We start from the raw sequence: 14,609 nt of genomic DNA on the forward strand, positions 1-14,609 counted from the left end.
GGCCACCTGAAATAATGGCCAGATGAAGATTCAGATCACGCTGCGGGCCCGACTCGTCATCCTGGTGGTGGCCGCGATTGTGCCCCTGTTCGGTCTGTCCATGTTCAAGGCCTGGCTCAACGCCGATGCCGCCGTGGCGCGGGCCTTGACCGAACTGCAATTTACCGTCTCGCTGGCCGCCTCAAGCCAGCAGCGGATGACCGAGACGGCGCACCAGCTGCTGACGGCCATTGCCCATGTGCCCGATATCCGGGACGGCAAGGTGCTTCGCTGCAACCGTTATCTGGCTGAGCTCAAGCAGCTGTTTCCCGGCTACGCCAACCTGGGCATTGTTGGGGCGGACGGCTATGCGCGCTGCAACGGCGTCAGCGGCCCGCCGGGGTACCTGGGGGACCGCGCCTACTTTCGCGATGCCGTCGCGCGCCGCCGCTTTGTGGCCGGCGAGTACATCGTGGGGCGCTTGACGGGCAAGCCGTCCATCACGTATGCATTGCCGGCGCTCGATGGGGACGGCCGCGTCTCCTTCGTGGCCTATGCCGGGCTTGACTTGAACGAGATGTCCAAGTCGGTCGCCGCGCTCCGGCTGCCACCCGGCGCCGCGGTAGGCATTCATGACCGCCATGGCATCTTGCTGGCGGGGACATCCAACCTGCCGCTGCAGATGGGACAAAGAGTGGCCAGCACGATTTTGCAGGAAGCGGCGAAAGCCATGACCCCGGGGGTGCGCGAAGGTCCGGATGGCAAGGGCCAGCAGCGGCTGTGGGCCTATATGCCCAGCAGCCCGCTGGCGGACACGGCGCTTTTGGTGGCGGTCAGCATGGACCGCAGCCTGGTCGTCGGACCCAGCCAGCGCCAACTGGGGCTGGAGCTGGCCGCGCTGGCGCTGCTGGCCTTTCTGGGCGGCGGGCTGGCCTGGGCGATTGGCGGGCGTGCCATTGTGGCCCCCACACGGCAGATTCTGCAGGCGACCCACCGGCTGACCGGTGGCGATCTGGATGTGCGCATCCCGAGCCGCTCGCTGTATGGCGGAAGTGAGTTCGCCGTCATTGCAGACGGCTTCAACCTGATGGCCGACTCGCTGCAGCAGCGTGAGCGGCAGCTCGGGATTGAGCTTGAAAGAAGTCGGCAGGCCTATTCGACGCTGGAGTTGACCATCAACAGCATGCACGAAAGCCTGGTCGCGGTCGATACGGCCGGGCGGTCCCTGCTGATCAATGAGCCGGCCCAAAAAATCTTTGCGATCGACGATCGCACCAGGACGCTGTCCGCCCAGTGGGCCCAGCAGCAAGGTTTTTTTGTGCCGGGTAGCCAGACGCTGATTCCCGGCGAGGATTTGCCCTTGGCCAAGGCCTTGAAGGGGGAGAGTGGCGGGCCAATGCATATCCTCATGCGAAACGACAGGGTGCCGCAAGGCCGCTTGCTCAGTTGCAGCTACCGCCCCATGCATCGCGGCGCCGATATTGTGGGCGCGCTGTGCATATTTGCCGATATCACCGAAGTTGACCGGCTCCAGCAGGAGCAGGCCGGGCGCTATGCCCAGTTGCGCGAGACGCAGCGCCGGCTGCTGGACGCGCAGCGTCTGGGGCGCATTGGCATCTGGGAGCTGGATCTCAGGACCCAAAAACTGTGGGTATCCGACGAGGTTTACGACTTGTACGACGTGGCGCGCGGAGCCTTCGATGGCCATGCCGAGAGATTGCTTGAGTTCATTCATCCGGAAGATCGTGAGCGCTACCTGCAGCAGCAGCGCTACGCAGGGGCGCAAGCCGGTCTGCCCATGGATGTCGAGTACCGCATCATCACGCCGGCAGGCGAAGCGCGGTGGATGCACCAGTATGAGCGGCTGCAGACCAACGGCGAGGGCCAGGCGCTGTACCGTACCGGGGTGATTCAGGAGATCACGGAACGCAGGCGCGCAGAACTGGTGATTGCCCGCAATACCGAATTGCTGAACCGCACCGGGGCGCTGGCCAGGGTGGGCGGCTGGGAACTGGTCCTGGAGACGATGACGCCGTACTGGTCTGACGAGGTCTATCGCATTCATGAGCTGGCCCCCTCCTCGGAGGCGCTGGGCGTTGAGGCCGCGATAAGCTTTTACGCGCCGGAAGCGCAGCCCGTGCTCAGGGCCGCAGTGGATGCCGCATTGCAACATGCAAGCCCCTGGGACATGGAACTGCCGCTGATCACCGCGATGGGGCGGCGCCTCTGGGTTCGCACACAGGGGCGCGCGCTGTTGCAGGATGGCAAGGTGGTGAGGCTGGTCGGTGTCCTGCAGGACATCACCGAGCAGCATGAGTCGCAGGCGCATCTGCGCTTGCTGGAAACCTGCGTTTCCCGCCTGAACGATATCGTGCTGATCACCGAGGCCGAGCCTTTTGATGAGCCCGGCCCGCGCATTGTTTTTGTCAATGAGGCCTTTGAACGCCGCACAGGCTACAGCCGCGAAGAAGTGCTGGGCAAATCGCCGCGCATTTTGCAGGGCCCCAAAACCCAGCGGCACGAACTGGACCGTATCGGTGCTGCACTTCGAAAGTGGCGGCCCGTTCAGTCGGAGTTGATCAACTACACCAAGGACGGGGAGGCGTTCTGGATCGAACTGGATATGGTGCCGATTGCCGACGCCAAGGGCCGGTTCACGCATTGGGTGGCGGTAGAGCGGGACATCACCCGCCGCAAGCTGGCCGAGCAGGCGCTCGTCGACAGCGAACAGCGCTATGCGGCGCTGTTCGAGGACGCGCCGGTGCCCATGTGGGTACTCGATATCGCCACCTGGCAGTTTCTGACGGTTAACAATGCGGCCGTTGAAAGCTACGGCTATTCGACCAGCGAATTCCTGTCGATGACGCTTTTCGATATCCGCCCCGAGGAAGACAATGACCGTTTGCGCGAGCAACTGGGCGAGGACGCCACGGCAAAGCGGGAAAGGGTCTCGCGGCACCGTCGCAAAGACGGCGCGATCTTTCCCGTGGCGATTGTTTCTCGGCCCGTTCAATATGCCGGTCGTGCGGCCCGCTTTGTCGTGGTAATGGACGTGACCGCCCAGGTCAAGGCCGAAAAGGACGTGCAGGACTATCTGTTCACGCTGCAGCGCGCGGCCGATGCCACCCAGGCCATCACCTGGCACCAGACGCTGGAAGGCACGATGCAAGAGGTCGCTGAGCAGGCGCGCGGGGTGATTGGCACGCACCAGTCGATGGTGAGCTTTACCGTGGGCAGCGACTGGACACAAGCCATCAATGCGCTGTCAATATCCGAAAAATATGCGAATGACCGTGGGCGGATCGCCCTGCCGGATGGCAGCGGCATTGACGCACTGGTCTGCGAGAACAACCGCTCCATGCGGCTGACGCAAGCCGAACTCGAAGCGCACCCGCGCTGGCAGGGTTTTGGCCGCGATGCTGGCAAGCGCCCCCCGATGCGGGGCTGGCTGGCCATACCGCTGATGGGGCGAACCGGTAAAAACATTGGATTGCTCCAGCTGTCCGACAAATACGAGGGTGAATTCACGCAGCAGGATGAATACGTCGCGATGGAGCTCGCCCAGCTGGCGTCCATCGCGATAGAAAACGCCCAGCTGCTGGAAGAGATCAGCCAGCTCAATGCCGGGCTGGAGCAAAAAGTGGCCGAGCGCACCGTCGCGCTGGCGCGCCAGGAAGCGTTGTTCCGGGCCCTGGCCGAGCAGGCGCCCCAGCTCGTGTGGACCGCCAAGCCGAATGGCGCGGCCACCTATTTCAACCGCACCTGGTTGGAGCTGGTGGGGGGCGAACTGGACGACTGGACGGGCAGCAAGTGGTTTGCCGTCATTCATCCTGAAGATCTGCCCAGCGTGCAAGCCGGGTGGCAGGAGGCCATGACGAACCGGGCGCAGTATGTGGGCATCCGGCGCATTCTGGCCAAAGACGGCAGTTGTCACACCATGTCCTACCGGGCTTCGCCCGTGCTGGACAGCCAGGGTGAGGTCGCTTTCTGGGTGGGCATCGACGCGGACATCACCGAGGTCAAGGCCATTGAGGCGGCCTTGCGCCTGTCCAATCAGGAGCTTGAAGCCTTTTCGTACTCGGTGTCTCATGATCTGCGCTCACCGCTCAACACCATCGATGGGTTCAGTCGCCTGCTGGCCAAGCAGTTGACCGGCAATGAGAGCGAGAAGGTTCAGCACTACCTGTCGCGCATACAGGCCGGCGTGGCGCAAATGGGGCAGTTGATTGAAGACCTGCTGTCGCTGGCGCAAGTCTCGCGTGTCCAGTTGCAGCAGGAAGCGGTGGATTTGTCGGCGCTGGCCCACGGCATACTGGGCGAAAGGCAGGCGCGCCAGCCCGGGCGCGATGTGGTGGTGCAGATTGAAACGGACTTGCAAGCCCATGGCGACGGACGACTGATTCGGGTGGTGCTGGAGAACCTGTTGAGCAATGCCTGGAAGTTCACGGCGCAGCAGGCTCGGGCCGAGATCATGGTGGGCCAGAAATTCGACGCCGCGGGATTGCCGGTATTTTTCGTGCGCGACAACGGTGCTGGCTTCGACATGGCCTACGCCGACAAGCTGTTCAACCCGTTTCAACGTTTGCACGCGGCCTCGGAGTTCCCCGGAACCGGCATTGGACTGGCCACCGCCAGCCGTGTGATCGGGCGGCACGGAGGGAAGCTGTGGGCCGAAGCTGCTCCGGGGCGAGGGGCATGTTTTTTCTTTACGCTGCCGCGCACCGTCTTGAGCGTTTGACCGCCAGGTGACCATGAAAAGCCCTTTTCACCCTCTATTTGCACTTTTCTAAACGGTTTGAATAAGTAAAATGTTGTAAATGATGAATTTCAACCATGCTGGTGCCCGCCATGCCGCGTGAGCCTAAATCCTTCGAAGCCGCGATCACGGCCTCGGATTTTTCGAGCGAGGATTACTGCGGTACAAGTTACGCGGCCAAGCTGCTGGGCTTGTCGGTCGCCACCGTGCAGTCGCTGGTTGAAAAAGGCGAAATCGATGCCTGGAAAACGCTGGGCGGCCATCGCCGGATTGCCCTTCAGTCCATCAATACCTATCTGGCCAAGCACAACTCGCAACTGTCGCGGGTGGATACCGATCCCAAAAGCCGCCTGCGGGTGCTGATGGTCGAGGACGACGAGAACACCCGGGAGCTGTACCGCTGCCAGTTAGAGGAATGGGATCTGCCGGTGGATTGCACCTGGATGCCGTCGGCGCTGGAGGCTTTGATGGACATTGCCAGCATGCGGCCGGACCTGCTGATCACGGACCTGTCCATGCCCGGCGTGGACGGCATCGAAATGCTGAAGGCCCTCAAGCGCAACCTGCATCTGGCGGACATGCAGATCATCGTGATCAGCGGCTTGCCTGCCGAGGCCATTGAGGCGCGCGGCGGCCTGCCGCAACATGCTCACCTGCTTCAGAAACCCGTCAGTTTTGAGTGGTTGCATGGGTATCTCACGGCATTGGTGACGGCCAACCGGAAATGGCGGCGCTAGGGCATTGAGCCCCCACGGTCGTTCACTTCGTGTAACTCCCTGCCCCCCTAGGGGGCCGCTGCGCCTGCGGCCCGGCGAAGCCGGTTCCGCGGCCCCTGCTGGTCTGGAGAGGCGCTACGTTGGCGCGCTGAACCGATAAATCCCGCCGCTGTCCAGCTGGCGCGTGAGTTTGCCGCCAAACCATAGCGCGTGCAGATGGGCCACCGCCTCGCCCATCGCAAAGGTGGTTTGATGCAGGTCCAGCTTGCGCCTGAACATGATGGGCAGGATGTCGGCCGCGCTGCAGGGCGCCGCCGTGCAGGCCTGCATCACCTCCTCCAGCCGGTCCCGGTGGTGATCCTGTAACTGCCCAATGCGCGTGTGCAGCCCGCGGAAAGGTTTGCCGTGCGAAGGCAGGACCAGCGTGTCCTTGTCCAGCGGCATGAATTTGGCTATGGACGCCAGAAACAGGGTGAGCGCGTCGGCCTCGGGCTCCATGTCATAGACACTCACATTGGTGGAAATGCGCGGCAGCACCATGTCGCCGCTGATGAGTAATCTGAGTTCATCGCAGTGCAGCGCAATGTGCTCCGGGGCGTGGCCATAACCGCTGATGCAGCGCCAGTCTTTCCCGCCAATCCGGATCACCTTGCCGTCCATCAGGCGGCAAAAGCTGGCGGGCACTTCGGGCACCATGCTGGGGTAGTAGCCGGCCCGTCCCCTGATTTTTTCAACCGATTCGGGGTCGGTCAGGCCGTGCGATGCAAAAAACCGGGCGGCGCTGTCTCCGCCAAAGCCTGTGGTGCTTTGCGAGCCCAGGCGTGCCGAGTGGTAGTCGGTGGCACTGATCCACAAACGGCAGACATGGCTGGCCGTGCTCCAGCGCTGGCACAGCCAGTAAGCCAGCCCGATATGGTCCGGATGCATGTGGGTCGCGATGACGCGCAGGATGGGCAGCCCTTCCAGTTCGGTGGCAAAAATGGCTTCCCATTGCGCCTTGGACTCCTCCCGGCTGATGCAGCAGTCCACGACGGTCCAGCCCTGGATTTTTTGGCCCGCATCATGGGGATCCTCGATTTCATCGCGCAGCAGCCACAGGTTGATATGGTCCAGCGCAAACGGCAGCGCCATGCGTATCCAGCGGAGGCCGGGCGCAATTTCCAGCGCCGTGCCCGCCCGGGGCAGGGTCTCGCCAAAGGGGTAGTCGAGTTGTTGTTCGAGGAGATTCATGCCATATTCACGGTATATTTGACGTTTACGTAAACGTCATATGCGGTGCATTGTAGGCATGACGCGCGCTTTGCGCTGTCGCTGCCGTTTGCGCTGCCTGTGCTTTTCTTTTCATCATGGCCACCACTTACACCATCAGCGATCTAGCCAAAGAGTTTGATCTGACCACACGCGCCATGCGTTTTTACGAAGACATGGGCCTGCTGCAGCCCCAGCGCGAGGGGCCTGGCGGTCGCAACCGGGTGTACACGGCGCGCGACCGTACGCGGCTCAAACTCACCCTGCGTGCCAAGCGTCTGGGTCTTTCGCTGGTGGAGGCCAAGGAAATCATTGACTCCTATGACAGCCCCCGCGACACCGCCCCGCAACTCAAGAAGTTCCTCGCCGTCCTGACGGAGCACCGCAAGAAGCTGGAAGCGCAGATGCTGGACCTGCAGGCCAATCTGGACGAGATTCGCACCCACGAAAAAGAGGCCAAGGCGCTGCTCGGCAAGGCTGAAAGGCGAAATAGTTCATAATTGACGTTTACGTAAACGTCAATTCAAGAGAAGCCTCTCAAAATCCCTCAAATGGCCTTCCCCATGGACGCACCTTCCGCACCGTCAGCGCTGTTCCGGCGCATCGAAACGAGTTTTTTACGTCAGGGCCTGATGCAGCACCTGGGCGCGCGGCTGGTGCGCGTCGAGCCCGGGCTGTGTGAAATCGCGCTGCCCTACTCGGAGCGCGTCACGCAGCAGCAGGGCGGCTTTCATGGCGGCGCCATGGGCGCGCTTGCCGACATTGCCGGGGGCTATGCGGCGCTGACCGTGGCGCCGGACGGCATGGAGGTCACCACGGTGGAATACAAGATCAATTTTCTGGCCGCCTTCCAGGGCGGCGAGTTACGCGCCACGGGCCAGGTGCTCAAGGCGGGCAAACGCATCATCGTCACTACCGCCCACGTGGTGCACCAGGATGCCGGCGGCCAGCCAAGCGATTGCGCGGTGATGCAGCAAACGCTGGTGCCCGTCCCGAAAACCTACTGACCCCTCTATTGACCCAGAACCCCGGAGACAAGCCATGGACATGCCAGGACTCAACTTCCAGCTCGGTGAAGACATTGACGCGTTGCGCGACGCGGTGCGTGAATTTGCGCAGGCCGAGATCGCGCCGCGCGCGGCCGAGATTGACCGCAGCGACCAGTTCCCCATGGACCTGTGGCCGAAAATGGGCGCGCTAGGCGTGCTGGGCATCACCGTGAGCGAGGAGTACGGCGGAGCCAACATGGGCTACCTGGCCCACATGATCGCCATGGAGGAGATCAGCCGCGCCAGCGCGTCGGTCGGCCTGTCGTACGGCGCGCACAGCAACCTGTGCGTCAACCAGATCAAGCGCAACGGCACGGACGCGCAGCGCCGGAAATACCTGCCCAAGCTGATTTCCGGCGAGCATGTAGGCGCGTTGGCCATGAGCGAGCCCGGCGCCGGCAGCGACGTGATCTCCATGAAGCTCAAGGCCGAAGACAAGGGCGGCTACTACCTGCTCAACGGCAGCAAGATGTGGATCACCAACGGCCCGGATGCCGACACCCTGGTGGTCTATGCCAAGACCGAGCCCATGGATGACAGCCCCCACGCTTCGCTGCCCCCCGGGGGGGCTCGCTCGGCTAGGGGCGGCCCGTCGCCGAACGGGGGCGCACGCAGCATCACCGCCTTCCTGATAGAAAAGGGCATGAAGGGCTTTTCCATCGCGCAAAAGCTCGACAAGCTGGGCATGCGCGGCAGCCACACCGGTGAGCTGGTCTTCAACAACGTCGAAGTGCCGGCGCAAAACATTTTGGGCGGCCTCAACAGCGGCGCCAAGGTGCTCATGAGTGGTCTGGACTACGAGCGTGCCGTGCTCACGGGCGGGCCGCTGGGCATCATGCAGTCGGTGATGGACAGCGTCGTCCCCTACATCCATGACCGCAAGCAGTTTGGCCAGAGCATTGGCGAGTTCCAGCTGATCCAGGGCAAGGTGGCCGACATGTACACCGTGCTGCAGGCCGGGCGCGCGTTTGCCTACACCGTGGCCAAAAACCTGGACCTGTTGGGCCTTGAGCATGTGCGCCAGGTGCGCAAGGACTGCGCTTCCGTCATCCTCTGGTGCGCCGAAAAAGCCACCTGGATGGCTGGCGAGGGCTTGCAGATTTTCGGCGGCAATGGCTACATCAACGAGTATCCGCTGGGACGCCTGTGGCGCGATGCCAAGTTGTATGAAATCGGGGCCGGCACCAGCGAAATTCGCCGCATGCTGATAGGGCGGGAATTGTTCGCTGAAACCATGTAACCGCCAGGCGAGCGAAAATAAGACCCATGAGCACATCACTTCAAGAACTTTTCAGTCACAACCGCGCCTGGGCTGCCCGCATGGAAGCCGAGCGGCCGGGCTTTTTTACCAGCCTGGTCAAGCAGCAGACACCCAAATACATGTGGATAGGCTGCTCCGACAGCCGCGTTCCTGCCAACCAGATCACCGGCCTGGAGCCGGGCGAGGTGTTTGTGCACCGCAACGTCGCCAATGTGGTGGTGCATTCCGACCTCAATGCCCTGTCCGCCATCCAGTTTGCCGTCGAGCGGCTCAAGGTCGAGAACATCATGGTCGTGGGCCACTACGGCTGTTCGGGCGTGCAGGCCGCGCTGGAAGCTGCGCGCATCGGGCTTGCGGACAACTGGATACGCCATATTCAGGACGTGCGCCACCGGCACCGCCAGCTGCTCGACAGCCTGCCGGATGAGGTGCGCGCCAACGCCTTGTGCGACATCAATGTGATCGAGCAGGTGGTGAATGTGTCGGTCAGCACCGTGATGGTCGATGCCTGGGCGCGCGGCCAGAACGTCACGGTGCACGGATGGGCCTTTGGCGTGCATGACGGCCTGCTGCAGGACTTGCAGATGAGCGTTGCCAACCCCGATGCGCTGGATGCGCTGTACAGCCAGGCGATAGACCGCGTCTGGGACGTCTGGAACAGCCCGGGCCGATAGGCTTGACCATGTTTCCCCAGCGCCTTGACTCCAGCCTGGCCTATGACATCGCGAAAGCGATGATGGACGGATTCAACCGCCATTACCAGCTGTTCCGCTCCGAGTCGGCGCGCGCCAAGCACCGCTTTGAAACCGCCGACTGGCACGGCCAGCAGCGCGCCCAGCGCGAGCGCATCGAGTTCTACGACCTGCGGGTCAAGGAATGCGTCATGCGGCTGGAAAAGGAGTTCAAGGCCGGCGCTCAGCCCATGGACGTCTGGCAGCAGATCAAGCTGCACTACATCGGCCTGCTGGTCAACCACCACCAGCCCGAACTGGCCGAAACCTTTTTCAATTCGGTCACCACCAAAATCCTGCACCGCACGCATTTCCACAACGATTTCATCTTTGTGCGGCCGGCCGTCAGCACCGAGTACATCGAGAACGACGAGCCCGCGGCCAGGCCCACCTACCGGGCCTATTACCCGACCCGCGAGACCCTGCTGGCCACCCTTGTGCGCATCGTCGACAACTTCCAGTTGCAGCACGAGTTCGAGGACCTGTCGCGCGATGCCGCTTATGTGCAGGAGGCGATCAGCGAGCGCCTCGCGCTGGTCAAGCTGCGTGCCAACTTCCAGATCCAGGTGCTGTCCTCGCTGTTCTTCCGCAACAAGGGCGCCTATGTGGTGGGCAAGATCATCAACGGCTTCGTGGAGCTGCCGTTCGCGCTGCCCATCCTGCACAACAAGCAGAACCAATTGGTGATCGACGCCGTGCTGTTCGGCGAGGACGAGTTGCAGGCGCTGTTCAGCTTTGCGCGGGCCTACTTCATGGTGGACATGGAGGTGCCGAGTGCCTACGTGCAGTTCCTGCGCTCGCTGATGCCGCGCAAGCCGCGCAATGAAATCTACAACGCACTGGGCCTGGCCAAGCAGGGCAAGACGCTTTTCTACCGCGACTTCCTCTATCACCTGAAGCACTCGAGCGACAAGTTCCGCATTGCGCCCGGCATCAAGGGCATGGTCATGCTGGTGTTCGACCTGCCATCCTTCCCCTATGTGTTCAAGCTCATCAAGGATTACTACCCGCCGCAGAAGGACACCACGCGCGAGCAGATCAAGGGCAAGTATTTGCTGGTCAAGCAGCACGACCGCGTGGGCCGCATGGCCGACACGCTGGAGTACAGCGAGGTGGCGTTCCAGCGCGAGCGCTTCGAGGACGGGCTGATCGAGGAAATCCGCAAATTCGCGCCCAGCCAGCTGGAGATCAGCGACCGCGACGGCGATGGCCACGAAGAGGTCATCATCAAGCACCTGTACATCGAGCGGCGCATGATCCCGCTCAACATCTACCTGCAGGAAGCCTTCGACGCGGGCCTGGACGAGGCCGACGCCCGCCGGCAGATCGAACGCGCGGTGGTCGAGTACGGCAACGCCATCAAGGACCTGGTGGCGGCCAACATCTTTCCCGGTGACATGCTCTGGAAGAACTTCGGCATCACGCGCAATGGCAAGGTGGTGTTTTACGACTACGACGAGATCGAATACCTCACCGACTGCAACTTCCGCCGCGTGCCGGTGCCTCACAATGAGGAAGAGGAAATGAGCGGCGAGGTCTGGTACTCGGTCGGGCCCAAGGACGTTTTTCCGGAGACCTTCGGTCCCTTCCTGCTCGGCAATGATGCCGTGCGGGAGGTGTTCATGAAACACCATGCCGACCTGCTCGATGCGGCCTTCTGGCAAGGCCACAAGGAGCGCATCCAGGCCGGCCATGTGCACGATGTCTTTCCCTATGAGCGTGACAAGCGCTTTGTGCGCCGCCATGCATCCCATCCCATTACTTGAAGGAGATCACCATGTCTGATTCCATCGTCATCCTCGGTGCCGCCCGCACCCCCATGGGCGCCTTCCAGGGCGATTTTGCAAGCCTTTCGGCGCACGACCTGGGCGGCGCCGCCATCAAGGCCGCCATCGAGCGCTCAGGGCTGGCCCCCGAAAAGGTCGATGAAGTGCTGTTCGGCAACTGCCTGATGGCCGGCCAGGGCCAGGCGCCGGCGCGCCAGGCCGGTTTCAAGGGCGGCCTGCCCGCCAGTGCGGGCGCGGTCACGCTCTCCAAGATGTGCGGCTCCGGCATGGAGGCCACCTTGCTGGCGCATGACCAGCTCATGGCGGGCAGCCGCGATGTGGTGGTTGCCGGCGGCATGGAAAGCATGACCAATGCGCCGCATCTGCTGCTCAAGGGCCGCAGCGGCGTGCGCATCGGCCACGACCGCATTTACGACCACATGATGCTGGACGGCCTCGAAGACGCCTACGAGCCCGGCCGCGCCATGGGCACTTTCGGCGAGCAGTGCGCCGACAAATACCAGTTCTCCCGCGAGGCGCAGGATGCCTTTGCCATCGCCAGCGTGCAGCGCGCCAAGGCGGCCACCGAGTCCGGCGCCTTCAAGGCGGAGATCACGCCGGTGACCGTGAAAGGCCGCGCCGGCGACACCGTGATTGCCATTGACGAAGGCCCGGGCAAGGTCAAGCTCGACAAAATTGCCACGCTCAAGCCCGCCTTCAAGAAAGACGGAACCATCACCGCGGCCTCCAGCTCGTCCATCAACGACGGCGCCGCCGCGCTGGTGCTGGCCCGCGAGTCCACCGCCAAGGAACTGGGCGCCAAGCCTATCGCCCGCATCGTCGGCCACGCCACCTTCGCCCAGGCGCCCGAGTGGTTCACCACGGCGCCGGTGGGCGCGGTGCAAAAGCTGCTCAAGAAGATAGGCTGGAGCGTGAAGGACGTGGACCTGTGGGAAGTCAACGAAGCCTTTGCCGTGGTCCCCATGGCCGCCATGAAAGAGTTGGGCATCAGCCACGACATCGTCAACGTCAACGGCGGCGCCTGCGCACTGGGCCATCCGATTGGCGCCAGCGGCGCCCGCATCATCGTCACGCTGATCCATGCGCTGAAGGCCCGCGGCCTCAAGAAGGGCGTTGCCACGCTGTGCATAGGCGGCGGCGAGGGCACGGCGCTGGCTGTCGAGTTGCTATAAATAGCATAGCAATATGCGCAATCAGTACCTGGGCTGCAGGTCTATTTTCCCTATGAAGAAAATAAAATGAGCACGGTGCTGGTGATCGGTGCGTCGCGCGGCATCGGCCTGGAGTTTGTGCGCCAGTACCTCGAGGCCGGCGCGCGCGTGATCGCGACGGCGCGCGACGAGGCCGGCCTGGCGCGCCTGAAGGCGCTGGGTGCGCAGCCCCTGCACGTGGACGTGAGCGAGCCGGCCAGCATCAGTGGGCTGGCCTGGCAGCTCGACGGCGAGAAGATCGACGTCGCGCTCTACGTGGCCGGGGTCTACGCCAAAGGCGGGGCCGATACGCCGCCCACCCGTGAGGAATTCGACCGGACGCTGCACACCAATGTGCTGGGCGCCATGCAAACGATTCCCCAGGTCGCCCCGCTGGTCGAGGCCGCCAACCACGGCCTGGGCGGCAAATTTGCCTTTATCAGCAGCGGCATGGGGCAGATCGGCGCGGTCGACTCCAGCTTTGGCTGGACCTACCGCGTCAGCAAGGCGGCGCTCAACATGGCGGTGGCCGCAGCCCAGCACGACTACCCGCGCGCCATCATGGTGGCGCTGTGTCCCGGCTGGGTGCGCACCGACCTGGGCGGCCCGCAGGCGCCACTCTCGGTGCAGCAAAGCGTGAGCGCCATGCGTGCCACGCTGGCTGCGCTGACCCCGGCTCACAAGGGCCAGTTTTTGCAGCACGATGGCACGCCTTACCCGTCGTGGTGAACCGGAGATCAGGATGTTGCTGACACAAGACCAGGAAATGATCCGCGACGCCGTGCGCGCCTTTGCGAAAGAAGAGTTGTGGCCCCATGCCGCGCGCTGGGACAAGGAGCATTACTTCCCGAAGGAAGCGCACCAGGGGCTGGCAGCCCTCGGCGCCTACGGCATCTGCGTGCCCGAGGAATTCGGCGGCGCGAATCTGGACTATGTCACGCTGGCGCTGGTGCTGGAAGAAATCGCCGCCGGCGATGGCGGCACAAGCACCGCCATCAGCGTGACCAATTGCCCGGTCAACGCCATACTCATGCGCTACGGCAACGCGGCGCAGAAAAAGCAATGGCTTACGCCCCTGGCGCAGGGAAAGATGTTGGGCGTGTTCTGCCTGACCGAGCCGCATGTGGGCAGCGATGCCTCGGCGCTGCGGACCACCGCGGTGAAAGACGGCGACGGCTATGTGATCAACGGCGTCAAGCAGTTCATCACCAGCGGCAAGAACGGGCAGGTGGCCATTGTCATCGCCGTCACCGACAAGGGCGCCGGCAAGAAAGGCATGAGCGCCTTCATCGTGCCGACCGACGCGCCCGGCTATGTGGTGGCGCGACTGGAAGACAAGCTGGGCCAGCACTCCAGCGACACCGCGCAGATCAATTTCGACAACTGCCGCATCCCGGCCGAGAACCTGATAGGCGCCGAGGGCGAAGGTTACAAGATCGCGCTGGGCGCGCTGGAGGGCGGGCGCATAGGTATCGCGGCCCAGAGCGTGGGCATGGCGCGCAGCGCCTTTGAGTGCGCGCTGGACTATGCCAAGGAGCGCGAGAGCTTTGGCACTTCCATCTTCAACCACCAGGCGGTCGGTTTTAGGCTGGCCGAGTGCGCGACAAAAATCGAAGCGGCGCGCCAGCTGATCTGGCACGCCGCCAGCCTGCGCGATGCCGGCCAGCCCTGCCTGAAGGAGGCCGCCATGGCCAAGCTGTTCGCCAGCGAAATGGCCGAGCAGGTCTGCAGCGCCGCCATCCAGACCCTGGGCGGCTACGGCTATGTGAGCGACTTTCCGGTCGAGCGCATCTACCGCGACGTGCGCGTGTGCCAGATTTATGAAGGCACGAGCGACGTGCAGAAAATCATCATTCAGCGCGCGCTGGCCTGAGGCCTGCCGCGCTCAAGGA

Annotated in this window: 11 protein-coding genes; 10 read left to right on the plus strand and 1 reads right to left on the minus strand. The window is 63.1% G+C overall.

The features are described 5' to 3' along the window. Positions 1-22 precede the first annotated feature (22 nt). Both PJE01S_RS18095 and PJE01S_RS18100 read left to right on the plus strand, forming a co-directional pair. Entirely contained in the window at positions 23-4,717 is a 4,695-nt protein-coding gene (locus PJE01S_RS18095) for a PAS domain S-box protein (RefSeq protein ID WP_068835049.1), read from the plus strand. A 95-nt stretch (positions 4,718-4,812) separates the two neighbouring features. After that, a complete protein-coding gene (locus tag PJE01S_RS18100) occupies positions 4,813-5,472 on the plus strand; it encodes a response regulator (protein WP_245660838.1) in 660 nt (219 codons plus the stop codon). 114 nt (positions 5,473-5,586) lie between these two features. Here PJE01S_RS18100 and PJE01S_RS18105 read toward each other — a convergent pair whose 3' ends face one another. After that, positions 5,587-6,681, minus strand: a complete 1,095-nt coding sequence (locus tag PJE01S_RS18105; protein WP_068835050.1) for an MBL fold metallo-hydrolase — start codon at positions 6,679-6,681, stop codon at positions 5,587-5,589. A gap of 116 nt (positions 6,682-6,797) precedes the next feature. Between PJE01S_RS18105 and PJE01S_RS18110 the strand changes: the two genes are divergently transcribed. The 8 genes from PJE01S_RS18110 (at position 6,798) to PJE01S_RS18145 (ending at position 14,590) form a co-directional block, all read left to right on the plus strand. Next, complete coding sequence (locus PJE01S_RS18110) at positions 6,798-7,199, plus strand: MerR family transcriptional regulator (protein WP_068835051.1); 402 nt, start codon at positions 6,798-6,800, stop codon at positions 7,197-7,199. Positions 7,200-7,262: 63 nt separating this feature from the next. After that, on the plus strand, positions 7,263-7,706 hold the full coding sequence (locus tag PJE01S_RS18115) for a PaaI family thioesterase (RefSeq protein WP_068835096.1): 444 nt from the start codon (positions 7,263-7,265) through the stop codon (positions 7,704-7,706). Between the two features lie 34 nt (positions 7,707-7,740). Next, on the plus strand, positions 7,741-8,988 hold the full coding sequence (locus PJE01S_RS18120; RefSeq protein ID WP_068835052.1) for an isovaleryl-CoA dehydrogenase: 1,248 nt from the start codon (positions 7,741-7,743) through the stop codon (positions 8,986-8,988). Positions 8,989-9,014: 26 nt separating this feature from the next. Then, positions 9,015-9,683 carry a carbonate dehydratase gene (gene can, locus PJE01S_RS18125; protein ID WP_068835053.1) on the plus strand — a complete coding sequence of 223 codons (669 nt, stop codon included), beginning with the start codon at positions 9,015-9,017 and terminating at the stop codon, positions 9,681-9,683. A gap of 8 nt (positions 9,684-9,691) precedes the next feature. Next, positions 9,692-11,506 carry a bifunctional isocitrate dehydrogenase kinase/phosphatase gene (gene aceK / locus PJE01S_RS18130; protein ID WP_068835097.1) on the plus strand — a complete coding sequence of 605 codons (1,815 nt, stop codon included), beginning with the start codon at positions 9,692-9,694 and terminating at the stop codon, positions 11,504-11,506. Positions 11,507-11,517: 11 nt separating this feature from the next. Further along, positions 11,518-12,699, plus strand: coding sequence for an acetyl-CoA C-acyltransferase (locus PJE01S_RS18135; RefSeq protein ID WP_068835098.1), 1,182 nt, complete (start codon positions 11,518-11,520; stop codon positions 12,697-12,699). Positions 12,700-12,765: 66 nt separating this feature from the next. Beyond that, complete coding sequence (locus PJE01S_RS18140; protein WP_068835054.1) at positions 12,766-13,446, plus strand: SDR family oxidoreductase; 681 nt, start codon at positions 12,766-12,768, stop codon at positions 13,444-13,446. A 13-nt stretch (positions 13,447-13,459) separates the two neighbouring features. Beyond that, the gene (locus PJE01S_RS18145; RefSeq protein ID WP_068835055.1) at positions 13,460-14,590 is read left to right on the plus strand and encodes an acyl-CoA dehydrogenase family protein; all 1,131 of its coding nucleotides are present in this window, start codon (positions 13,460-13,462) and stop codon (positions 14,588-14,590) included. Positions 14,591-14,609 lie beyond the last annotated feature (19 nt).

The sequence above is a fragment of the Polaromonas jejuensis NBRC 106434 genome (assembly GCF_001598235.1).
In the GTDB taxonomy this organism is placed as follows: Bacteria; Pseudomonadota; Gammaproteobacteria; order Burkholderiales; family Burkholderiaceae_C; genus Polaromonas; species Polaromonas jejuensis.